At 40.7% G+C, this 22199-nt stretch carries 19 protein-coding genes; 5 read left to right on the top strand and 14 right to left on the bottom strand.

The features are described 5' to 3' along the window. Positions 1–69: 69 nt before the first annotated feature. Positions 70–339 (bottom strand): hypothetical protein, encoded by a 270-nt coding sequence (locus MTF66_RS03650; protein WP_248526422.1) that lies wholly within the window; start codon positions 337–339, stop codon positions 70–72. Positions 340–546: 207 nt separating this feature from the next. Here MTF66_RS03650 and MTF66_RS03645 point away from each other — a divergent pair, with 207 nt between their 5' ends. Both MTF66_RS03645 and ykgO read left to right on the top strand, forming a co-directional pair. Continuing rightward, positions 547–798, top strand: a complete 252-nt coding sequence (locus tag MTF66_RS03645; protein ID WP_058584106.1) for a type B 50S ribosomal protein L31 — start codon at positions 547–549, stop codon at positions 796–798. Positions 799–815: 17 nt separating this feature from the next. Then, entirely contained in the window at positions 816–953 is a 138-nt protein-coding gene (ykgO, locus tag MTF66_RS03640) for a type B 50S ribosomal protein L36 (protein WP_058584105.1), read from the top strand. Positions 954–1010: 57 nt separating this feature from the next. On the opposite strand, the gene MTF66_RS03635 is transcribed toward ykgO, so the two are convergent. Continuing rightward, positions 1011–1397 (bottom strand): cytochrome b562, encoded by a 387-nt coding sequence (locus MTF66_RS03635; protein ID WP_248526421.1) that lies wholly within the window; start codon positions 1395–1397, stop codon positions 1011–1013. A 310-nt stretch (positions 1398–1707) separates the two neighbouring features. Here MTF66_RS03635 and MTF66_RS03630 point away from each other — a divergent pair, with 310 nt between their 5' ends. Together MTF66_RS03630 and MTF66_RS03625 are read left to right on the top strand one after the other, a co-directional pair. Then, entirely contained in the window at positions 1708–4554 is a 2847-nt protein-coding gene (locus MTF66_RS03630; protein WP_058584103.1) for a TonB-dependent siderophore receptor, read from the top strand. Positions 4555–4703: 149 nt separating this feature from the next. Then, a complete protein-coding gene (locus tag MTF66_RS03625) occupies positions 4704–5747 on the top strand; it encodes an ABC transporter substrate-binding protein (RefSeq protein WP_248526420.1) in 1044 nt (347 codons plus the stop codon). A 12-nt stretch (positions 5748–5759) separates the two neighbouring features. Here MTF66_RS03625 and MTF66_RS03620 read toward each other — a convergent pair whose 3' ends face one another. The 5 genes from MTF66_RS03620 to upp form a co-directional block, all read right to left on the bottom strand. Next, complete coding sequence (locus MTF66_RS03620; RefSeq protein ID WP_248526419.1) at positions 5760–7529, bottom strand: sugar phosphorylase; 1770 nt, start codon at positions 7527–7529, stop codon at positions 5760–5762. Between the two features lie 12 nt (positions 7530–7541). Further along, complete coding sequence (locus tag MTF66_RS03615) at positions 7542–8762, bottom strand: hypothetical protein (protein WP_054562434.1); 1221 nt, start codon at positions 8760–8762, stop codon at positions 7542–7544. Continuing rightward, positions 8755–10497, bottom strand: coding sequence for an HAD-IIB family hydrolase (locus MTF66_RS03610; RefSeq protein WP_248526418.1), 1743 nt, complete (start codon positions 10495–10497; stop codon positions 8755–8757). Before MTF66_RS03610 ends, MTF66_RS03615 begins: the two co-directional genes overlap by 8 nt. A gap of 138 nt (positions 10498–10635) precedes the next feature. Beyond that, positions 10636–11874, bottom strand: coding sequence for a uracil-xanthine permease family protein (locus MTF66_RS03605; RefSeq protein WP_248526417.1), 1239 nt, complete (start codon positions 11872–11874; stop codon positions 10636–10638). A 9-nt stretch (positions 11875–11883) separates the two neighbouring features. Next, a complete protein-coding gene (gene upp / locus MTF66_RS03600) occupies positions 11884–12513 on the bottom strand; it encodes a uracil phosphoribosyltransferase (RefSeq protein ID WP_054562437.1) in 630 nt (209 codons plus the stop codon). A 192-nt stretch (positions 12514–12705) separates the two neighbouring features. Here upp and MTF66_RS03595 point away from each other — a divergent pair, with 192 nt between their 5' ends. After that, complete coding sequence (locus MTF66_RS03595) at positions 12706–13524, top strand: ABC transporter substrate-binding protein (protein ID WP_248526416.1); 819 nt, start codon at positions 12706–12708, stop codon at positions 13522–13524. On the opposite strand, the gene MTF66_RS03590 is transcribed toward MTF66_RS03595, so the two are convergent. From MTF66_RS03590 to MTF66_RS03560, 7 genes are all read right to left on the bottom strand, one after another. Beyond that, complete coding sequence (locus MTF66_RS03590; protein WP_248526415.1) at positions 13521–14492, bottom strand: Gfo/Idh/MocA family protein; 972 nt, start codon at positions 14490–14492, stop codon at positions 13521–13523. The two genes, MTF66_RS03595 and MTF66_RS03590, sit on opposite strands and share 4 nt — an antisense overlap. A gap of 2 nt (positions 14493–14494) precedes the next feature. Next, positions 14495–15442 (bottom strand): phosphotransferase, encoded by a 948-nt coding sequence (locus tag MTF66_RS03585; protein WP_248526414.1) that lies wholly within the window; start codon positions 15440–15442, stop codon positions 14495–14497. A 145-nt stretch (positions 15443–15587) separates the two neighbouring features. Beyond that, a complete protein-coding gene (locus MTF66_RS03580; RefSeq protein WP_054562441.1) occupies positions 15588–17843 on the bottom strand; it encodes an acyl-CoA dehydrogenase in 2256 nt (751 codons plus the stop codon). 253 nt (positions 17844–18096) lie between these two features. Beyond that, a complete protein-coding gene (locus MTF66_RS03575) occupies positions 18097–19629 on the bottom strand; it encodes a phospholipase D family protein (protein ID WP_248526413.1) in 1533 nt (510 codons plus the stop codon). Positions 19630–19787: 158 nt separating this feature from the next. Then, on the bottom strand, positions 19788–19982 hold the full coding sequence (locus MTF66_RS03570) for a (2Fe-2S)-binding protein (protein WP_054554573.1): 195 nt from the start codon (positions 19980–19982) through the stop codon (positions 19788–19790). Between the two features lie 830 nt (positions 19983–20812). Beyond that, positions 20813–21196: a hypothetical protein gene (locus MTF66_RS03565; protein WP_248526412.1), complete on the bottom strand. Its 384-nt coding sequence runs from the start codon at positions 21194–21196 to the stop codon at positions 20813–20815. A gap of 411 nt (positions 21197–21607) precedes the next feature. Continuing rightward, the gene (locus MTF66_RS03560) at positions 21608–22174 is read right to left on the bottom strand and encodes a hypothetical protein (protein WP_248526411.1); all 567 of its coding nucleotides are present in this window, start codon (positions 22172–22174) and stop codon (positions 21608–21610) included. Positions 22175–22199 lie beyond the last annotated feature (25 nt).

Genomic DNA, 22199 nt, shown 5'->3' with positions numbered 1-22199 from the left:
TTAGTTAGCGCTAATCAGCAAAGCCGCCTTCGGGTGGCTTTTTTCATGTAAAAACAACTTGATCAAGTATTAAGAATCTAAATGCTCGTACTGACCACGATACACTTCGAAAGTCTTCACAACGGTGTGTTGCTCTTTACTTAGATTATCAAACCAGGTATCGAAACGCTCATCATCATCTTGTTCACTCAGAGCTAAATACTGTGCCAACAACTCAATAATATCGTTGTGAGTACACGACAAGGTGTCTACATGATTAGCTAAAACAGAATGGTCTTTATCGCGAAGCGTGTTCATTACATTTTGATCTAGTTCTTCACGGCTAGTTTTATCACTCACTTCCTTATCCTTCTTTAAAATAAGCACGCATACCTAGTTATAACAGCCTTATCGACAATATCCAGCTTTTTAAATCTAACTGCTTATTGATTGTTCAGCTTGTACAAAATTAAGACAAACCAACATAAATAAGAATCATTTTTATCTTGATCTAAATAGTCAACCACCCTATAATCGCTACATTATCACATAACAAAGATTTCCATTATGAAGCCAAATATCCACCCTGATTACCAGCAAGTCGCGTTTCATGATACAGCGGCAGACAGCTACTTTATTATTGGTTCGACAATTAAAACTTCGCGCACAATTGAACTTGAGGGAAAAACCTACCCTTATGTGCCAATTGACGTATCAAGCGATTCACACCCGTTTTATACCGGTAAGCAAAAAGCCGTTGCAAGCGATGGCCGTGTTGCTGCGTTTAATCGTCGTTTCAAAAACTTAGCGAGCAAGTAGTTGCTATAGGTAAGAACATGAAAGTATTAAGTTCATTAAAAAGCGCGAAGAACCGCCCGGGCTGCCAAATCGTAAAGCGTAAAGGTCGTGTCTATGTTATTAATAAAGACAATCCGCGCTTGAAGGCAGTTCAGGGTAAAAAGAAAAAGCGTTAAAAAAGGTGCCTCGGCACCTTTTTTAAATTAAAGTAAATCTAACTCGTTAGTTTATTTTTATTGGCCAAATAACAACTCCCAAAAACCTGGCGGCTCATGTAGCTCATGGTATTTCTTACGTAACTCATCAATAGATTTAAGCGGCGCTTTTGCAGCTTCAAGGCCACGGGTCGTTGCAAGTTGCTTAGCTTGCTTTGCTTGATTTATGACTTTATCAAGCCCTTCTAAAGACGCTGTTTTATGCTGTTTAAAATCAGCTGTTTTGGCTGTCTCTAACAACTCAATAAATTCATCGATAGCGGCATTAAAGCTTACTAAATCTGTAGCGCGTACAGAATTTTTATAAGCAAGCCCCATGTTCTTCATATTGGCCTCAAGATCAATATTATTGGCCGCGCTCAGACTGGAAAAAACGATTAAAAAACTAATAAAAATGGCTTTCATACACTCTCAACCAAATACAAATTATGCACCCATTATAAAGCGAAACGCTACGTAAACCTAATACCATTAAAATACCCAATACTGCAACAAAGTAAACATTCCGTAATCACCTTTTCACAACAAACAAAAAACACCTGAACCCTACGAAAAATCTAACATACTGTTTAAATTGAAATTAGATGTGTACAAATTGATACGTAGTTTTTGTTTGCAAATAATAGGGACAATGATAAAGTGCATCGCGTTAACATTTTAAGAACAACTGTTAACAACCCTTTAAGGGATAAAATAAAAACTAACAGGTGAAACAATGAAAAAACATAACATCTTAGGTGCAAGTATTAAGCTTGCCCTGTGCACATCTGCACTTGCAATTTCAGGTCAGTCATTTGCTGCTGATGAAGAAGGTGTACAAACAATCGACCGTATCGAAGTAACTGGTTCTCGTATTTTACGTGAAGGTGCTATTGCCCCTGCGCCAGTGACAGTTATCAGTGGTGATGACTTAGTTAACACAGGCGCGGTTAATATCGGTGAGGCACTTAATAAATTACCAGCTCTTGGTAATACTTTTTCACTTTCAAACTCTGGCCGTTACATCGGTACTGCGGGTTTAAGTATTCTTGACTTACGTAATATGGGTACTGACCGTACGCTAGTACTTGTTAATGGTAAGCGTCACGTTTCTAGCTCTGCAGGCTCTCAATCAGTTGATACAAATACAATTCCAAGCACATGGGTTGAGCGTGTTGAAATTATCACCGGTGGTGCGTCAGCTGTATACGGTGCCGATGCTGTAACGGGTGTAGTTAACTTCATTCTTAAAAAGAATATCGAAGGCTTTAGCGCAAGTGTAACTCGAGGCGAATCAGACCTAAGCGATTACAGCAACGAAAAAGCAACATTCTCTTACGGCACAAACTTCGATAATGATCGCGGTAACGTGGCATTCTCTGTTGAGTATTCGGGTCAAGATACTTTAAATGCGTTAGACCACCCATGGACTGATGGCTCTTACCGCAATATGCGTAATACAGCTCAAACAGCTGAAAACAAAGATGATCCAGCTTTTCCTGACTACATTTATACGCCAAATGCAGGTTACTATGCGATTAATAACGCAGGTGTGTTTGCGCTAAGTAATGGCTATGTAAATTCATTTAACCCAGATGGTACTTATCGTGAACTTAACATTGGTGACCAAGTTGATGGCCTTGCATGTGCTAACTGTGATTCATTTAACCTAGCACAGTTTAACCAAATTCAACCTGAGTTTGAACGCTACAACATTAACTTCAAAACGAACTACGATATCGCAGAGGGCATGAATGCGTATCTTGAAGCTAAGTATGTTAACAGCGAAGGCCAAAGTATTGGTCAGCCTGCATTCTTCTTCTTTAACCCAAATAACAGCATCAAGATTGACAACCCTTATCTTGACTCAAGTGTTAAAGATCTGATGGAACAAGAAGGTGTTAGCTCAATCATGGTTAACCGCATGATGACTGACTTAGGTCGTCGTGTTGAAAACAATACACGTGAAACAACCCGTTTTGTTGCAGGCTTAAAAGGCACGGTATTCAATGACTGGGAATTAGATGCGTCAGTTGTATATGGCCAAACTGATTTAGAGCGTGTTAATGGCGCTAACATGATCATGGCAAACTACTACAATGCCCTAGATGCTATTGATGATGGTTCAGGCAATGTTGTTTGTCGTAGCGAAGAAGCACGTGCTGAAGGGTGTGTACCTGTTAATATCATGGGCTTTGGTGCACCGAGCCAAGAAGCGATTGATTACATCAATACTGTTTCAGTAGGTACTTCAAAGATTACTCAAACGGTTGTGTCTGCTTCACTTGCAAATTCAGCAATTTATGAATTACCAGCAGGTTACATTGGTTTTGCAGCGGGTGTTGAATACCGTAAAGAAGAAAGCGAAACTGAAGAGCCAGACAACGCAGCCGGTACCTTCTTTAACGCGCTTGGCGAAGACAAAGGTGAGTTTGATGTAAATGAAATTTACTTCGAAGCATCAATCCCACTTCTTGCTGATTTACCTCTTGTTCAAGACCTAGTACTCGATACAGCGGTACGTTACGCTGACTACAGTACAATTGGTGATGCAACAAGCTGGAAACTTGGTTTAGATTGGACAGTTAACGATCAACTACGTGTACGTGCAACGCAATCAGAAGCACTTCGTGCTCCAAACATTAGCGAAATCTTCGGTGCGCCAAGCCAAACATTCTACAGTGTTGACGATCCATGTTTAGCTGATAACTTGAATGATTTACAAAATTCAGAAGTACGCCGTGCGAACTGTGCAGCTCTTGGTGTACCTGCTGATTTTGAATCAGACTACGATGCGCAAACCCTTGAAGGTTTAGTAAGTGGTAACCGAGATGTGAAAGGTGAAGAATCAACCAGTACAACAATTGGCTTTGTTTACCAACCTTCATTCATCGAAAACGCTGTAGTGACAGTTGACTACTGGAAAATTGAACTTGAAGACGCGATTTCGACCATTGGTTCACAAGACATTCTTGACCGCTGTGTAGATGCAGAAGGTGGTATTAATAACCAATACTGTAACCTAATCACACGTGATAGCGCATCAAGTGAAATTACACTTATTCAAAACTCAGTTCTGAACGTGTCTGGTCAAGAAGCATCAGGTGTTGACTTTGAATTAGGTTATGACTTTGATGCACTAGAAGGCAACTTCTCAACACGTTTAATTGGTACGTACTTAATTGAGCGTAAAACTTTCCCATTCCAAGACCAACCGAGCGACTACTATGAGTACGCAGGCACAACTGGCGAAGCGAAATGGCAAGCAAACCTTTCAATTTCTTATAAGCGTGATGGCTTCTTTACAACCTTTGATACGCGTTATCTAGATGAAGTAAGCCTTTACACTGACCAAGAACTTGCAGATAACCCGAATCCAAATAGCTTAATGACATTTGGTACTTACGTTATCTCTGATGCAACAATTGGTTATAACTTTGAAAATGGTTTTGGTGTGAAGCTGGGTGTAGATAATATCTTCAACCGCAAACTTCCATACGGTACGTTAGGTACAGGTTCTGGTAGTGCAAGTTACGACAACATCGGTCGTTTCGGCTACTTAAGACTATCTTACGATTTCTAATCGTAAAATATTTGATTCTCTTGGGGCTGCACATTTGTGTAGCCCTTTTTCTATCAGATATTTAAAAACTATCCTATGCCAATCATTTACTTAAAACCTGAAAATTCAAGCTATACTCTTCCCTATCGGCCTTTTAACTTAATAAGACTATGCTCAAAACGGTATTTTTCATTATCTGCCTATTTTGCTTACCGAGTGTTTTTGCCAAGCAAAGAATTATTTTTATAAACCCAGGTCATGCCAATACCAATGTCACAGGCCCGTTTTGGTTTGAAGTGTCGCAGTTGATGCGTGATGCTGCCAAAGACTTTGATCTCGATTTAACAATTCATTATGCCAACCGAAATCATATTGAAATGAAGTCATTAGTGGCTAATGCGATTAAAGCAAAGCCAGATATGCTGATTTTAGTTGATGAGAAAAGTGTGCTTACCCAACAACTTTTAAGCTTAAAGCACATCTCTACGCCCATCTATTTTTTACTTAACCGCCCATCAGAACAAGAACTAAACCGTTTGATTGATCATGGTATTAATATCGCAGGTAGCGTGGTGCCCGATAACAAACAAGCGGGTCAACTATTAGCTGAAAAACTGATTGAAAAAACTCAGCACACGGCAAATATTCTCGCGATTAATGGTGATTACACCACTCATGCAGCACTTGATAGAGAGCAAGGTTTAGAGCAAAGTGTTCAAACGCATGATAATGCTAATATCACCGCTAAAACAGTTGCCAACTGGTCAGCAACCCAAGCGTATCGCCAGAGTCTTGGCTACTTTAGCCATCAATCTAACATCAATATGGTTTGGGCTGCCAATGATGCCATGGCATTAGGGGCGATTGCAGCGCTTGATGAGTTAAAGAAACGCAAAGATGTATTGGTTGGCGCAATAAATTGGCCGCTCAGAGTTGTGGCAGAAAAAATAGACGTCACTATCGGTGGTCATGTCATGCTAGGAGCTTTAGCTATAGTAAATGTTCATGATCTACTCAATAATTACGCAACTGGATCTATGCATCATGAAGTGGCCATTTTCAGCCAACATAGCGAACAAACGCTTAAGCTAGTTGAACAAATTCACAGTGATAACTTAGCAATTAACTTTCGCGTTTTCAGTAATGCGAATAAAAATGCCCTTCCCTTCAGTGTTGAATCACTTCTATTTAAAGCAACCAATAGCAAACTGTAAAGGGCATTTACATTATTTATTGCTGAGCCATACAGCTTGGTATGGTGTTAGCGACATTGTTTGTGTTTGCTCAGTAATTTGCTCACCGCTGATCAAATCTCGCCATTGCTCGGTACCAATCAAATTTAAGTCGGCAAGCGTAAGCGTTTGCGGCTCGTCACTAATGTTATAAACACAAAACATACTTTGCGAACGGTTGATACTTTGTCGCCAAAAACCAAAGAGCCCTTCGCTTAAATGTAACGTATATTGCGTCGCATTAGGGTGAAATGCACTTTGCGCCTTACGAATAGCCATTAGGTTTTTCATCGCTTTAAACACAGTACGATGATGGGCATTTTCGTTACTCAGCTTTGCTAGTAAATCTGACTCTTGCCAGCGGTGTCGATTAATCGCTCGGTTATGTTGGCTATTTTCAAAGCGTTCATAATCATTGGTGGTACCGAGTAAGCTATGAATATACAAACCTGGAATACCTTCAAGCGCAAACATAATGGCATGCGCACATAAAAAGCGTGCAACACCCCATTTATCTGGGCCTTTATGGGTACCTTGCAACGCATCAAATAAGGCAATGTTTAACTCATAAGGGGTATTGGTGCCATCTGGGGCGGTACGTAATGAGACTTTACCGCCATATTTAGCCGTAGTATTGACCATTTCGGCAATTTCACTTTGCTCCAACAAGCCTTCAACGGGGCGCAAGCCAATACCATCATGTGAAGCTATAAAGTTAAAGTATGCCGTGCCTTCTTGAGGAGGTGGCATACTCATCATCCAATGTTTTAATGCGGTGCTGTCACCACTGAGTAAAGTGTGTAATAACAGCGGTGGTAATGAGAAGTTATAAATACAATGTGCTTCGTTGGCATTACCAAAGTACGATAGGTTTTCGCGGTTCGGGATATTAGTTTCTGTGATAATAATCACATTAGGCTCAACATGCTCAATAAGGGTGCGAAGTAATCTGATCACTTCGTGTGTCTCTGGCAGGTTAATACAGCGGGTATTGAGTTTTTTCCATAAAAAAGCCACCGCATCAAGGCGGAATATACGCACACCGTTATCTAGATAATGACGAATAATGCTGACAAATTCATTGAGCACATCTGGGTTAGCAAAATCAAAGTCGACTTGGTCATGACTAAAGGTACACCACACATGTTGCAAACCGTCTTTAGTTTCAACCGCCTGTAAAAGTGGCGATGTTCTCGGGCGAACAACTTGCACAAGGTCATCACTCTGGCTTGCCGTTTTAAAATACCCTCTTCCCGGCTCTTTGCCCTGAATAAAGTTTTCAAACCAAACGCTGCGGCTAGAGCAATGGTTGATCACCAAATCTGCCATCAACCTAACATCCGCTGAAATATCACGGATATGTTGCCAACTACCTAACGCTTCATTCACTTGCACATAATTCATTACCGCGAAGCCTTCATCTGAGCTATATGGGTAAAACGGCAAGATGTGCAGTGCATTAAGTTCAGGTAAGCATTGGTTTTTTACAAAGCGATGTAACGTTTGCAAAGGCGGCTCTTCAGGCTTAGCAACGGCTTCATCCGTATTAGCATGACGAATAATCGAATCACCATAGGCAATTAAAATCATGTCTTGCTCATCCCAACGGTTTTTATGCGGCGTTGGGTCTCGAACAGGATCATCACCTAACATGGTATCGATTAATCTATCTGCGAGTTGTTCAAGCGTTGTTGATAGCTCAACCTCGCCGTAGATGCAGGTTAAATGCTGAATAACCCTTTGTTGCAAAAGCTCTAAAGTCACGTGCCTTCCCCGTTAAATATATTCTTTGTTATCAAGCTCTACGGCTTCTTCTAAGCGAGCAAACACCTCTGGCATTGCCGAAGCTACTCGGTTCCAACTCGGCACAAAGGGTGCTTCCATTGGATTTTCTAAAAAGTGCTGACCTGCATTCATAATATTTTGAGCAAACATTTCAACGGCTTTTTCTTCATGATGAATATCAAGTGTTAAGCCATTCATTAACGCATCGTTGTGATAAGTTTCAATAAAATCGAGTGCAATACGGTAATAGGTTGCCTTTAATGAGCGAATGGTTTCTGTCGTAAAAGTCACCCCTTGGGTAGCCAGCTTTCTAAATAAAGCTTTGGTGATATCAATCGACATTTTCGACAAGCCCGCCGCTTGGTTTTCTAGCGATAAGTCTTGGTGTTTGTGGTCATAGTTATCAGCAATATCTACCTGACATAAACGGTTATGCGAGTAATTGCGATACATCTCTGATAGCACGCCAATTTCTAAGCCCCAGTCACTTGGAATACGAATATCATTAAGTACATCGCGACGGAATGAAAACTCACCCGCAAGCGGGTAACGAAACGAATCCATGTATTCTAAGTAATCGTTGCTGCCTAATATTGTTTTAAAAGAACGCAATAACGGCGTTACCAGCAAACGTGACACGCGACCATTAATTTTGCCCTCAGCGGTGCGCGGGTAAAACCCTTTACAAAATTCATAGTTAAAACGAGGGTGAGCAACGGGGTAAATTAAACGTGCTAATAGCGCTCTGTCGTAAGTCAAAATATCGCAGTCATGCAGTGCAATAGACTCTACTTTTGAGGTTGCCAACTTATAGCCCATGCAATACCAAACATTGCGACCTTTACCTAGCTCTCGTGGCGCAACGCCCAATTTTTGTAGTTCTTTATCAAGAGCTTGTAAACGCGGGCCATCATTCCAAAGTACCTTATGAGGCTGATCAAGCTCCGCAAAAAACTGCAGTGCATGGCGATATTGGCTTTCATCAGCGCGATCAAGGCCTATGGTAATTTGCGATAAATAAGGCACATGTTTCAGCTCAGCAATAATATTTTGCAGAGCGGGTCCTTCTAACTCACTGTAAAGCGAAGGCAAAATCAGGCCCATTGGGCGTTGTTTTGAAAAGCCCAACAACTCTTTTTCTAGTTCTTCTACTGGGCGGTCAGCAATATTGTGTAAAGTCGTGATAATGCCATTTTGATAAAAATCAGCCATGAGATTGCTCCTGTTTTGCTGCAAAACGCGCTTTGATGATAGTTAACGCAGAAACTTCTTGAACCCAACCTGCAGGGGCGGGCTTTTCGCTGAGCTGCCATGCTTTTTGTAATATTTGTGATTGTACTTGGCTGCCAGGGTTATTGATTAAAATAGCGGTGTCGGCCGCTTTTAGCATGGCTACATCGTTTTGACTGTCGCCAAGCGCTATCACAGTAAATGGATTGCGATAGGCTTTTTTGAACTGATTTAACAGCCACTTTTGTGCAAGTCCTTTATTGTTACCTTTGGTTAAATGGATAAAACGCCCGCCAACAAGCACTTCGTAGCCTGCTTGGCTCATTGCATCTATCAAGCCCTGCTTTTCTTCATCACTGCCCGAAAAACAAACCGGATCTGAGTACTGCCTTTGTAAAGCCAATTCACTTTTATCGACGGGGAGTCCTGTTAACTCGGCTATTTCTTGTGCACTAAATTGGCTAAACAAACGTACACAATGACTAAATTGGCTTGCATATTGTTTAAGATCTTCATGCAATTTATCGGTACTTTGCGTCATGGCAAAGCGCCAATAACCTTTATATTCATCACAGCCAATCGGCTTTACTTTGAAATAGTCTTTCGGGATATAAACAGCAGCACCATTTTCCACAATAAAGGGTTGATGATGATCCAAACCTTTTTGAATATCAGTGACTTCAGCAAAGGTTTTGCTGGTGTTAAAAATCACATTGACACCGGTATCATTCAACTTTGCCAGAAATGGTTTGATCACCTCACATTCGTAACTATCGTGATCGAGCAATGTGCCGTCTAAGTCAGTAAAAATAAGTGGTTGAGCAATCTGGTCAGCGAGAAGCTCCATCTTGGTGATATCACGCTCAGTATCGAGCAATAGTAACGCATCAACGCTGTGCGCAAGAGTGGCTAAATTTTCCCGCGTAATACGTTCAAAATGAGAGATAAAACGCTTTAAACTCACTTCGTCAAACGTGCCCTGCCCCTGGCCTTTTTTGGCAATTAGTTTATGCTCTTGCTCTAAGCGCCACGCATACACATCTTCAAATGAAGGCGCTTTTAACATAATGGTGTAATCGGCCATTGCGAATACATTTTGATATTCATTCGCTAAGCAACTATTTACGCAGCGACGCCAAATGCCGTCGGCATCTTCTAGTTGCTCTAATTCATTTACCGGAGTTTGCAGTTGATAAGGCTGCTGAGGTGTACTGGCTACACACCAGCCTTCAAAAAACACGATATCAATCGGCTTTTGATTACTAGACCACAGCTCTTTTGGTACCGGATCATCAGTTAGTTTATCAAATTGAGGTAATGGCACTTCCACTTTACCTGCCAACAAAGCTGATAAGGTTTGTTCCATTAGTTGCGTATCATGCGTACCCGGTACACCACGACTCGCAAACAAAGGATGAACATCTTTAGCAAGCTCATTGCGTGCATCACGACTTAAATAAAAGTCATCGATTGATAATGACACGCTATTAAATTCGGTATTGCTATTAACCCAGGTCACTAAGAAATCAGCGAGGGTCGTTTTACCTGACCCTTGGCAGCCGTTAATTGCCACCAGCATAGGTTGGCCGGTCATTTTTGCGCTCAAGATATCGTGCGCGAGGGGTATAAAAAACTGCTCACTTAAGTATTGATACTTGAGTGGTAACTGATGCTTCGCTAAAAACGGGGTAATATCCACAACATTTGCCTCTTGCATAATCGCTCCTACCAGTATGACATAGAGATAAATGCAGTTAGTAGACCAGTTTTATAACTCCTTATTTTTTAAATGGTTACAAAAAAAGCGCATATTTAATGCGCTTTTTTGGTGCAATATTCAAGCAGTTTTTAAGTTCTAATCAGCTTGTTGCACTGCTTTGGGGAGAACAGCATTTAAGATAATCCCCAAAATTGCGCATAAGCTCACACCTTGCAAACTAAACTCATCACCACCGATATGCATGCCACCAATACCAAACACTAAAATCAGTGCGATGATAGTCAGATTGCGAGGCGCGGTAAGGTCTTCACCTGATTTTACTAAGGTATTTAAACCAACAACGGCGATTGAACCAAATAGTAAAATCATGATGCCGCCCATCACAGGAACCGGAATCGTCTGTAAACCAGCACCCATTTTTGCCACAAACGCCAGCACAATTGCGATGATTGCAGTCCAAAGCATCACTCGAGGGTTGAAGTTACGCGTAAGCATTACCGCCCCCGTTACTTCTGAGTACGTTGTATTAGGTGGACCACCAAAAACCGATGCCGCAGAGGTTGCTAAGCCATCTCCTAGTAAAGTGCGGTGTAAACCCGGTTTCTTTAAATAGTCTTTACCTGTTACTTGGCTAATAGCCATCATGTCGCCAATATGTTCAATTGCTGGCGCAATGGCCACAGGCACCATAAATAAAATAGCCTGCCATTTAAACTCAGGATACGTAAATGCCGGTACCGCAAACCAGTTTGCTTCTGTGACCGCATTAAATTCAACAATACCTATAAATAACGAAGCAAGGTAACCTGCTACCACACCAGCAAGAATAGGAATAAGTTTAAATACACCTTTACCCCATACCGCAAAAATCAGCGTAACCAGTAATGATAAACCAGAAACCCAAATTGCTTGCTCATAAGGAACTAATTGTGCACTGCCATCCCCTGCTTTACCCATTGCCATATTCACAGCAACGGGGGCTAAAGCTAAACCAATCACCATAATAACAGGGCCAACAACAACAGGAGGTAACACTTTATGCAGTGCATTGACGCCTTTAAATTTTACAATCAAGCTAAGCACAACATAGCAAAAACCGGCCACCATTAAACCGCCCATTGTTGCAGGAATGCCCCACATTTGTACCGAGGCGATAATAGGTGCAATGAAAGCAAAAGACGATGCTAAAAAGATAGGAACTTGGCCTTTGGTAACCACATGAAACAGCAAGGTTCCTAAACCTGCGGTAAATAAAGCCACATTGGGATCAAGGCCTGTCAGTAAAGGCACAAGTACCAGTGCGCCAAATGCTACAAACAGCATTTGCGCGCCTGTTAGAATGGTTTTTAACGAAAATGTTTGATGATTTTCCACGTGAGCGCCTTACACTGTGCCAAAAATCTTGTCACCGGCATCTCCTAAGCCTGGAATGATATATCCTTTTTCGTTTAAGTGACTGTCTAAAGATGCTGTGAAAATTTCAACATCTGGGTGAGCTGCAAGGGTTTTTTCTACGCCCTCTGGTGCTGCCACTAATACAATCACTTTTATATCTTTACAGCCTGCTTTTTTAAGCATATCGATAGTTGCGATCATTGAACCACCGGTTGCAAGCATTGGGTCAATAACAAGGCTTAAACGCTCATCAATTTTACCAACTAGTTTTTCAAAATAAGGCACTGGCTCCAATGTTTCTTCGTTACGCTGAAGACCAACAACACTTACTTTTGCAGCAGGTAATAACTGCATAACACCATCCATCATACCAAGGCCGGCACGTAGAATTGGCACAACAGTAATTTTTTTACCTTTGATATGTTCTACATCTAATGTTGAACCATCCCACCCTGTGATTTGAACACTTTCTAATGGTAGGTTTTTTGTTGCTTCGTAAGTAAGCAAAGTACCTACTTCAGACGACAGCTCACGAAAACTTTTAGTACTAATACCTTCTGCACGCATAAGGCCAAGTTTGTGTTGAACTAACGGATGAGTAATTACATGGATAGACATAAGTAGAACCTAAATGAGATAAATTACGCCTATTTTAGCGCAAAATAGTCTTCTCGACTGCAAAAAATGCATGTTCATCGCATTAATTCTTTGAATTGGTCTAAAATTACACTATCAGCTGCAAATATTAATTTTTTTGCAACAACACGTACCGGCAATGTTTAACATTTTATTTATTTTGGGCCCGCAGTAATGAAAACGTTTATCCTCACTTTAATACTACTTTTGTGTATTTGCCTACCGGTCCACAGTGAAACACTCGATATTCAAGTTATGGCAGACTTTGTTCCGCAAGATGGCGGTAACCCTGAGAATGAGGCCACCACATTTTTGCTGGCTGCCGCAGCTGAATTAGGCGATGAAATCAGCCTACATTTTATACCTGCAAGCCGCTTAAGAGAGTGGCAGGAATTAGGCAAAATGAATAATGTTTGCTTGTACAATAAATTGAAAACCCCAGAACGTGAGGCTCATGCTGTGTTTAGTCAGTACCCTCTGATGGCTTTTCCCCCAAATAAGCTAGTGGTATTTAATAAGCCTACCATTCCAGACGCCATTACCCTATTACAAGCTATCTATTACTACGACTTAACAATAGGTGTCACCAAAGGTCGTTCATACTCAGAAGAGATTGATAAGTTTGTTCGTTTAAATGATGAGCATTTCTTTATTTTAGAGGGGGCTACGAATGCACCTCGTTTAGGTCAAATGTTGTTTCAAAATAAAATCGACGCAGTCGTTGAATACCAAGGTATCTTTTCTGAGCGCTATAAACGTTTCCCTGATCTCAGTAGCGTTAGATATATCAGCCTTAAACCAGAAAAAGCCGCGGTGTTTGGTTATATTGCTTGCTCACCAACAGAGGTCGGCAAACAAGCAATCGCGCTGTTCGATAAAGCGCTTAAAACCGAGAAGGTACGCACTTTAATTAGTGAGCGCCTGATGGAGTTATTTCACGAAGGTGAAAACACACAAATTGTAAATGCCTTCAATACAGCGTTTGAGCACTAAGCCGATAAAATCTGCTCCATAACCCAACTTGTGTGAAGTGCGCTCTCACCGGTTGATGGATGAGGTTGCTGAGCATGAAAATAGTTCGCCATGTTTTCAACATGATATTGTTGAATATGTGCAGGGTTATCAATTACGAGCTGTTGTTTACCCTGTGCGTTGTTAAGCACAATCGGCTTTTCGTCAAAAACACTAAAGCTAAGCTCGCCTTCACTGCCGTAAATCATCACATCATCAAAACGATTAGATGAAGCAAAGTTCCAGCTCCCGGTGCCAGTAACACCAGATTGATGCTGCCAGTGCGCGGTAATAGCATCGAACGCAGAATATAAGCCCTGTTGATTAGCACATAAACCATGCACCTTACTAAAGTCACCTAAAAGGTAGGCAAGTAAATCAAGACCATGGCTTGCTAAATCGTCGAAGTAACCTCCTCGTGCCACCTTTTGATCTGTGCGCCAGTTGTACTCACCCGATAAATCAAGGGTGTTAGGAGCTTTACTTAAATGCCAACTAACATGCCGAGGCTTACCAATCGCACCTTGTTCTAGTAACTGTTTAACGTGATTAAAGCGTGGTAATGAACGGCGATAATAAGCCACAAATAACGGCTGTTTAGCCTCTTTAAACGCTGCGACAATGTCAAGGCTGTCTTGATAACTTGGCGCCAGTGGCTTTTCAATACAACACGGTTTACCTGCCGCAGCAACCTCAAGAGCATACGCTTTATGGCTATCTGGCGGCGTGGCAATATACACGGCATCAACACTGGTATCGTTAATGAGTTCGCTTGGCGATGCGAACACCTTTGCGACATTATGGCGTTTAGCGTAATCATGGGCTTTTTCTAAGTCGCGGCGTGTCACCCCAATAAGCGCAATACCTTCTGCTTGTTGATAAGCAGGGCCGCTTTTCACTTCGGTTACAGCACCACAGCCAATAATGGCAAATCGCATTGGCTTATTCATTGCTAATCCTTTATTTTTAAGTAAGTTTCAAATTGCTGCTGCATGTAGCCGTTTATTTTTACATGATCAGGGCTCCAACCGGCTAAAAAGCGATAAAAATCGCTCCATGCGTAACACCAGAGCGCTCGCCAACTGCTAACAACATGCGCTGGGTTTACATTCGGTTGATAACGTTTTAGTGCCTGTGTGAGTGTGTCAAAGTAGTGATTTAAATAGTCATCTGCAACTGATTTTAATGCCGTATCATTTAAGCAACTGCCTAAAAAATACATGACATCAATCACCCCAACACCCTTGCCAACATATTGAAAATCATAGCCAAGAACATGCTGGTTTTGTGGCGCAATCGCAAAATTGGCAAGCTTAGCATCACCATGAATTAATGTTTGGTAAGGTGACTCATTCAACGCAGTGTCAATAGCGTGTGCCTGCGCTTTTAAGCTTAAATCGCTCATGCGCTGTAGCTCATCGGGCCGCGTTGCTAAGTGCCAATAACTACCTCGCAGCCAAAGGCCGTCGGCAGAGCTTGCTAAATGAAAAGCATGAAAGTGTGCAAGCCAGTTTATAATTGCTTGAATATCGCTGTGTGTAGCACTTGCTTGCTGGTAGCCAAGTGCACTGAAATCACTAAATAACAGCGCTTGCTTACTGCCCTCTTGTATTGCCTCAATACAGTGTATAGCCGCAGCTTCATGGGGTAATTGCTTATCGTAATGCCGATACCAATTAAATTCGACTAAGTAAGATTGCCGCTTTCTGGCAAGTGCAAAATCACTTTGTTTTATACGACTATGATTGATCTGACTAGGCACTTCAATCGCTTTAATTACCGCAGCAGCACCATTCATTTGGCAACGAATAATCTCACCGCATCCACTCCATACTGATGCAGCTTGCTGTAGCTCTGTAATATTTGAAAAGTGACAAGTAACGAATTGCCTAAGATCCATAACGCTCTGTAATTTATATAAACCGATGGCAATGGTAGGTGATATTGGCTATTGGCACAACGGCCTATAGGCAATAAAAAACCCGCGCTAAGCACGGGTTTTCGAAGATAAAGTCCTAATGCTGCTCAGGACTTGCATTGTTGAATTACTCGTTTACCACACTTTTAAGTGGGTTTACTGGCTTTGCATTGTCATCCAGTAAGTTCATATCAAAGTCAAACTCATCAACACGAATCGCTTTTTCACGTTTCTTGTTGTAATCAATCAGTTTTGCATACTCTTCTTCGTTGATAACACTTGCAACAAGTGCATTATCAAGCGTTTCTGCAAAACGAACGCCCGGCTTAATAGTTTTAGCACGCAGTGCTTTTTTAACTTTCTTAAGTAAATCAAGGCACGCCATTTTCGCTTTGTACGCTTGCTCATTGATGTAATGACCATCACCTTCAATTGGGTTAACCAAGTGAGTGATTTGCGCTTTAAACGCGGTATCCATTTGCGCTTGAGTCGCAAGTTCACGGATTAAATCATCGCTGATCTTAGGCATTTTCATTGAGTAGTTCATCGTAATGAAACGCATAAACTTACGAGTACCACTTGCAGGGAAGTTATCTAAGAACTTATGTAATGCTTCTTCAGCGCTTTGTAGTGCAAAGCGAGTCGCATAGTGGAAATAAGGCGCAGCTTGCTCACGTTCACTGCTTGCTACTTTTTGCTCGTAGTATTTAATTGATGCCATCGCCGCATACAAGAAGCTCATTACGTCGCCTAAACGTGCAGATAACATTTCTGCTTGCTTAAGTTTGCCGCCCAGTACCAATAACGAGAAGTCAGCGTAAACTGCAAGTTTTGCAGATAGTTTGTGCGCTGCTTTTTCGTATTCACGTACTTCTGGTAGTGACGATTTAGCACCGGCAGTAAACGGTAATACACCTAAACGGAAAGCTCGTAAGCTGTTAGCTACGCTGTAACCCACTGTTTTACGTAAGATGCTGTTGAATTCTTTATCTGCATTTTTGTCTTCGCTGTGGATAGACTCAACCATAGTTTGTAGGTAAGGGTGACAACGCATTACACCTTGACCAAAAATCATAAGGTTACGAGTAAGAATGTTTGCACCTTCAACCGTGATTGCGATTGGTTGTGCAACATATCCACTTGCTAATGTATTTTGCGGACCATTTTGAATTGCTTTACCTGCTTGAATATCCATTGCTGAATCAAGCACGTTACGACCAATTTCTGTCATGTGGTATTTAGCAATCGCAGTGACTACAGATGGTTTTAAGCCCATGCCTAAACCTTCTGTTGTTAATACACGCATTGCTTCTTGAAGGTAAGTTTTACCTGCGATATCAGCAAGCTTCTCTTGGATACCTTCGAATTGACCAATCGCCAGACCAAACTGCTCACGTACTGCTGCGTACTCAGAAGCACCTTTGAATGCCACTTGTGATGAGCTAACACCTAATGCCGGTAGAGAGATACCACGGCCTGCACCTAAACAGCTAACCAGCATTTGCCAGCCACGACCGATGTTCTTTTGACCACCAATGATGAAGTCCATTGGTACAAATACTTTTTCACCGCGAGTCGTACCGTTGTAAAAACGGATGCCCATAGGATCATGACGATTACCAAGTTCAACACCTGGGTGGTCTTTAGGGATAAGCGCACAGGTAATACCTAGGTTTTCTTTGCCACCTAGTAAACCATCAGGGTCAACTACTTTAAATGCTAAACCTAATACTGTCGCAATTGGCGCAAGTGTGATGTAGCGTTTGTCCCAGGTAATTTCTAAACCTAACACTTCTTCGCCATTGAACTGACCACGTTTAACAACACCGATATCTGGAATACCACCCGCATCTGAACCCGCTTCTGGGCTAGTTAGTGCGAAACATGGAATATCACGACCATTTGCAAGACGTGGTAAGTAGTGATCTTGTTGCTCTTTAGTACCAAAGTGAAGTAATAGCTCACCTGGGCCTAATGAGTTAGGAACCATCACGGTTACCGCAACCGCAGAACTCTTAGTCGCGATAGTCGCAACGATTGTAGAGTTTGCATAAGGGCTGAATTCTAAACCGCCGAATGATTTAGGAATGATAAGCGAGAAAAAACGCTCTTTTTTCAAGAAATCAAGAATGTAATCAGGAAGATGAACACCATTTTGAATTTCAGAATCATCAATCATAGATAATAATTCTTTTACTGGGCCATCTAAGAATGCTTGCTCTTCAGCGCTCAGCTTAGCTGCTGGCACGTCACGAAGTGCATCGAAATCAGGTTTACCTTGGTAGATTGAACCTTCTAACCAAACATCACCCGCATCTAACGCTTCTTGTTCTGTAATTGAAATACTAGGTAATACTTTTTTTAATTTTGTACGTAAGCTCATAATAAACTCATCCGACCAGATAGTAATACCTACATTACGTCATAAAACGAGCAATAGATCAATTGGTCCAACCAGTTTTTTTAACATTTTTTTATATTTATTTTTTCTTTGCACGCTAAGCACTTGAATACAATGGGTTTACACGTGTACGCTCAAACACCATTTTTTATCCCGAAATGGTTAACAACTAAAGGCTGAAAACAAAAAGCCCAACTAAAAAGTTGGGCTTAGGTATAAATACTGAAGGAATGGCTTATAGCTCATTTTCGATAGGGAATAACGATATAAACCACACTTGAAAGCGTCGCCACGAAGACGTTTGTGGTTCTTCATCAAACTGCTCATTACTCACGGTATCGAGCCAAACTAAGTCATTATCTTTAAGCTCGACTTTCCAGGCATATTCAGGCATTTGCGTATCAACCCAATGGGCCAAAAAACGGCTAAGCTTTTCGCTTTCGATTAATACGCCCATCTCGGTATTTAAATCAAGCGAGCGAGGGTCTAGGTTCATAGTGCCCACAAAAATCTTTTCATCATCAAAGGTCATGGTTTTTGCGTGCAAACTTGCTTGTGATGACCCGGTTACTTTACGCCCCGCTTTGCGCTTAATGGCCATTAAGTCACTGGGTTTTAACTCCCACAGCTTAACCCCACCTTTAACGAGATCTTCTCGGTACTTTTTATAACCAGCATGCACCGCGGATACATCGGTAGCAGCTAAAGAGTTAGTGAGCACTGTGACATCAACTCCCTGCTTTGCCCAATTGGTTAGTAATTTAACGCCCTGCTCACGAGGAATAAAATACGGCGACACAATAATTGCTTTTTGTTTCGGCTCGCCCATTTCTTTAAACAACATGGGCGACATATTGGCCGATTTTTCACTGACGTCGTTCATTACCTTATCGGGATGATCATAAAACAACACAGACTTTTGCCAATCGAATTCTATTTCATCGTGCAATAAACGTTTTACAAAGGCGCTTTCGCGTAACTGCTCAACGTAATTACTCTGCTGATTCTGCTCAACATAGGTCGATAAGGATTTAGTGATATCAATAAGTGATTGTTCATCACGTTCACCGTGCAAATCTTCAACAGGGTAAGACAGCTGATGATTCCAATATAAATCAAATGCTTTTGATGCCTCTGGCACAATCTCGCCAACACTCATAACATCTAAATCAATAAATTCAGAATGATCTTCAGCCGAGAAATACGCATTACCTATGTTGCGCCCACCGGTGATAAAAATCCGATTATCAACGATAAAACTCTTGTTATGCATGCGTCTTGAAAGCTGGCTAAAATTGGTAACAAAACCAAGCGCTCTAAAACGACGGTTAGGAAATGGATTAAATAATCGAACTTCAATATTAGGGTGAACAGCCAGTGCAGCTAAATCAAGCTCACTGTCGGCTTGCGATAAGTCATCAAGCAACAAGCGAATTCTTACCCCTCTATCTGCGGCTTTTAATAAAAAGGCCGTAAATAAAATGGTGGTTTGCTGCCTGTGGTATAAATAGTACTGCACATCAATGGTGTGCTCTGCAGAATCAATGAGTGCTAACCTAGCTACAAAGGCATCGACCCCATCTGCTAAAGGATAAAACCCTGATAACCCAGGATGATTATTACCCACTGCATCTCCTATGGTACTGGGTGTATCCGCTGCAATGGCATAGCTTGGTTGAATGGACTCTCGTGAAGGTAACTGCGCACAGCCCGCGGTGATTAAAATGAGTACTGCACAAAAAAGTGATTTTGAAGAGTCTATTATCATGGCTTCCTACCAATGACCGTGTGATACACGTATCTGCTTTGTTATAACCCTAATAAATGAAGGGGTTAAAAGCAAATAAAAACTCGTAAGTATGGGGATAAATTAGAAGAATTAAACGAAGGAAAAATAGTTAAGCACGCATGCTTAAGAGCAAGTAATTAAGCTACTTGCTCAGTGATATCTGCAATTTCGATCAGTTTGCGATTAAGAATTTTTTTGCAACAACCACAACACTTGCCACACTGGCTACCCACTTGCAGCTCTTTTGATAAATCGCGCATCGTCATAGCGCCATCATCAATTGTTTGTTCGATTTTTTTATCAGTCACACCATGACATAAACAGATATACATGAATGCAAACCACTCTCATTTCTCTTGATGGTCAGCATATTAATCTAAACGGTAATAGTTCGCAATAGTGTTATAGGCAATATTTGCATAACTTTTATACCAAAATTTCCTAAATGGCACACAGCTAAAAATTTTCCCTTATGATTTGGGCAGTTAGTTAAAAACGAGCAAAGAAAAAATTTTTAACTTTTTTGAGAGGGGTTAGTTTTGTAGTTGAATGAAAAAGATGGACTGGCTTAAATACAGATCATTCGGCAATGTAAAACAAAGAAGCCAACGCTTCAGAAACTCGTAATCGTCAGGAACATATCTGGTTTTTCTCAATAAGCAAAAGGCGAAAAGAATGACCTGATCCTATAGTCTTTTCAAGGACTTTAGCCTCCCTATGAGATTAATATCTGGCAACTGTTTGACCATACAGCCAACGCTTGGTTTGTATAATAAGCTATATGATCAAGCGATTAAAATTGGGCTGGTAGCTAATTCTTTTGATGGGATGAATCGTTTTTATAACTTCATTCGCCATTCATAAATCGTTGAGCTTATAAACCTTTTATTTCAACCAACTCCACCAACGAGCTAAAAAGCACTCAAACAACAACTTCTGTATCGACTCATTTATTGTAAATAACCGCCACATGAATACACTTCATTAAGGGCAAATAAAACAAGTTCCGTGTTCATGTAAATTCAGTAAACGGTGTCACTTTTAAACAACAGTGCTAGCTATTTGAGCCAGCGCCACTAATTAGTGGCACTGACACAGATTGGACTGTCTGCTGCTAGTTGGTGAACAGTTCTACTGGGATTGGTTGTGCACTTCATAACTTTTAATATTCCAAAAGCTTCAAACAATTAATTTTTGGTGAATCTACTGGCCTGAATTCAATAATATGGAGTAAATAGTTTCTAGTACCTCCATCTGATTTCCCTTTTCTGAAAGTCCCTGTCAATATTGCTTCCTGCTCAGTACACTCTGTAAAAAATTGCTCATTACCTTCGCCCTTTATTAAGACAAAAAGGAAGCCATCTCCAAAATTATCATAGTCATTTCTATTACTATAAATAGTGTCAAAACCGAAAAAACCCTCCACCGTTACTTGATTATCATTATACTTATCACGCTTATTGAGTAACTCATTAACAGAAATTGCTCCTTGACTCTGACAACTTATTAAAAAAACAACGATTGAAAATACTAAAAATTTATTCATTTATTGCTTCCCTTGAGTTGATATTTGAATGTATAAAAACTTCAGTTCTAGAATACATTAAAGTTACATAAACAGGCGCATTGAGACGCTTAGATAGGTTCAAACCATGGGGACAGGTCTTGCTTTTCGCCACCATCTTACTTACACGCGAATAGCGTAATTGAAGATAATCATCCAATTCTTTTCCTTGCTCGACAAATAGCGCAAACTTAAGGCTTGATGTTGCTTTAGATTTTCCAAATAGGGGTAACACTTTACCGATTTAAATCCATTCTGGAGTTTGTGCTTGCCCCATTAGTAGCACCGACATAAATTGCACAGTCTGCTGTTAGCAAATGCGCAGTTCTACGGGGATTAACAGCGCATTTGATAGCTTTTTATTGAGAAAGAAGGCCGAGGTGCCAATACTGTTTATTTACTTAAACTTTCATTTATCACCTTAAGCATATCTGAACTTATTGGTAAAAAAATTCTTTCATTACCTTTAAAGCTGATTTCGAGAGTTTCTTCAGGGTTTACTTTACTCTCTACACAGAAATCTCTGTTTTGACTAACGGTTTTAATAGTGCCCCAAGGTATAATATATACATGGAAATAAGGAATAGTCATCGGGTAAAATGCAATACCTTTTTCCACTACTTGAGTCTTATAAATACGTATAAAGTGGTCAATATAACCATAACCATGAAACCAATTTTCTTTCAAAATACCAAAGTCTTTCACTTCATTCGAAAAAAATAAACTATAGGTATCAATAGCAAGATCCCTTTTCTTTAACCTTACAATACTTCTTTTAACAGCAAGGCTTACAGGACCAAAGAAATTCCAATAAGAAAATATGTACAACAAAAGACCACCACAAATTGAATATACATAACTTCCTGTAAAATAATAAATAATACCCCCAATAATCATACCTATAACTATAAAGGCTCGCTTTGACATTATGATATAGAATACTAACTTTATAAAATTCATATAAGAACCATGGGGTCAAGTCTTT

Source organism: Pseudoalteromonas sp. 2CM39R, from assembly GCF_023161845.1.
This window is presented reverse-complemented; position numbering and strand designations above follow the sequence as displayed.